Consider the following 1,868-nt stretch of genomic DNA (forward strand, 5'->3'; position numbering starts at 1 on the left):
TCTATAGCTTATTCCTTTAAGCTATAGATAAACCACCCCCTTTGCCTCAATCTAAAGGAATTGTTTCATAGATTATGGATTAGGAAACACAATCTATAACTTCAAAATAACTTCAAACCACCCAAAGAAACAATATGAATATAATTAATAATTAAAATACATGTATTTTAAACATGAAGATGATTTTAAAATAAAGGATACCTTTAAACATTAAAAAAACAAGCACTCTTATTAATAAAATTAAAATCTATAACTTATTTTTTAAATATGATAACTTCTAAGTTACCGAGCTTTACCTTATGTTAAAATTGCTGTAAAAAAATACAAAATTGAATGCAACATTAAAATAGGCCAAGTATACAGTTCAAAGACTTCTCAAATATCTTTGGAATAAATATAAAAGGATAAAGTATGAGTATTGACTTTAACTTCTTTGAAAAACTAAGAGAATTTATTACCCCAACCTATAACCAAACACTTAATGCAAAACGATCGGAACGTCTAAACAAGTTCTTTGAAGATCGTACCAGAATCAAAGAACTTAATGAGTCTGAGAAAGTAAAAAAAATCCTTTGGAACAATGCAGCTGCGGCTTTGAGTGGTGTAAAAAATGCGAAATATGAAGAGTTAGAATATTTTATGGAAACATCTGATGCCGATGATTTTGAAATGAAATATTGGGCTTTTGCATGGAATTGAGCAGGCTTTGTTGTATCCCGTGATGAATCAGGCAAGATTATTGATATTCATTCCACACTAGGCAAGAGAGTTAAAATTACAATAATAATGAACCTATTCCTTATGCTCTCAATGTGCATTTGGCCATTTTTACTCAATTTTGAAAAGGAGCCGTTCCTCAATCTAGGTCTAACTGAGAATATGTGGAATATCTTTATTCTTATTGCAAGCGGATTCTGTTTTGTGACCATTATAAAAATACTCTATGACTGGTCCTACTGGCATGATCTCAATGTAATCCTTACCAGGCAGCAACAGCAACAATAGAATTAAGTATCTATTCGACATGCAAGTGAAGCAACACTTGCATGCCTTTTTGGCGTAGTATTGCTCAATTCGATTTTGATAAATCTAAAAATGCCGTGTTCTGTTTAGTTCATGGAAAATACTGTAAATATTCAGGATGTTGTTTAAGTAAAGTATTATTTATATTACGTAATTCATGGATAACGAGGAAAGTTGATCAACTAGATAATTACTTTTTACAATCCCCTCTTGCCTCACAAAAGTTACTTTATTAGGATCATTGCCCCCCAATACTGGAATCATACACATTTGAAAAAGTCGAACCCCAAGGAACAAGCGATACGCTCCACCGTGATCAGATTATTTAATCAAGAAAGCTTCACAGCTGTCGGTATGGATAGGATTATTGCCGATTCAGGTGTATCAAAAATGACTGTTTATAAATATTTTAGCTCTAAAGAGAATTTAATAGTCGAATGCCTTCAGTTTTTACATGATGAAATGAAACGGACTCTTTTAGATCAAATCAAATATAGAAAATCTACTCAGAGTCGATTAGAAACGACCTATTTTTGGTATATGGATTTAATTCTTAATATAAACTTCAAGGGTGATCTATTCCAAAAAGCAAGAACAGAACTCCTTCCACACTATCCATCAATACAGCCAATCTTAAATTTGCATCGGGATCGGTTCTACCAACACACTCTTGCATTGTTTGAGCAACTTAATTTGGAAGAACCAGAAAGCTTTACACACTTATTCATTTCTATTTTAGAAGGGATGATGAGTGACGCAACCTCAGATAAAGAGATGATTAATCCACAAAAAACATGGGACTTTATCCAGATCTTAATTGAATTAGAAAGAGCAAAAAAATAAGT

The 1,868-nt window shown here is 32.1% G+C and carries 2 protein-coding genes; both read left to right on the plus strand.

From position 1 onward, the window contains the following. Positions 1 to 411 precede the first annotated feature (411 nt). A complete protein-coding gene (locus tag HUN22_RS18275; RefSeq protein WP_254617559.1) occupies positions 412 to 699 on the plus strand; it encodes a hypothetical protein in 288 nt (95 codons plus the stop codon). A gap of 594 nt (positions 700 to 1,293) precedes the next feature. Further along, positions 1,294 to 1,866 (plus strand): TetR/AcrR family transcriptional regulator, encoded by a 573-nt coding sequence (locus HUN22_RS16805; RefSeq protein WP_174731777.1) that lies wholly within the window; start codon positions 1,294 to 1,296, stop codon positions 1,864 to 1,866. The last annotated feature ends 2 nt before the right edge of the window (positions 1,867 to 1,868 follow it).

Source organism: Acinetobacter lactucae (assembly GCF_013344765.1).
Classification (GTDB): Bacteria; Pseudomonadota; Gammaproteobacteria; order Pseudomonadales; family Moraxellaceae; genus Acinetobacter; species Acinetobacter lactucae_A.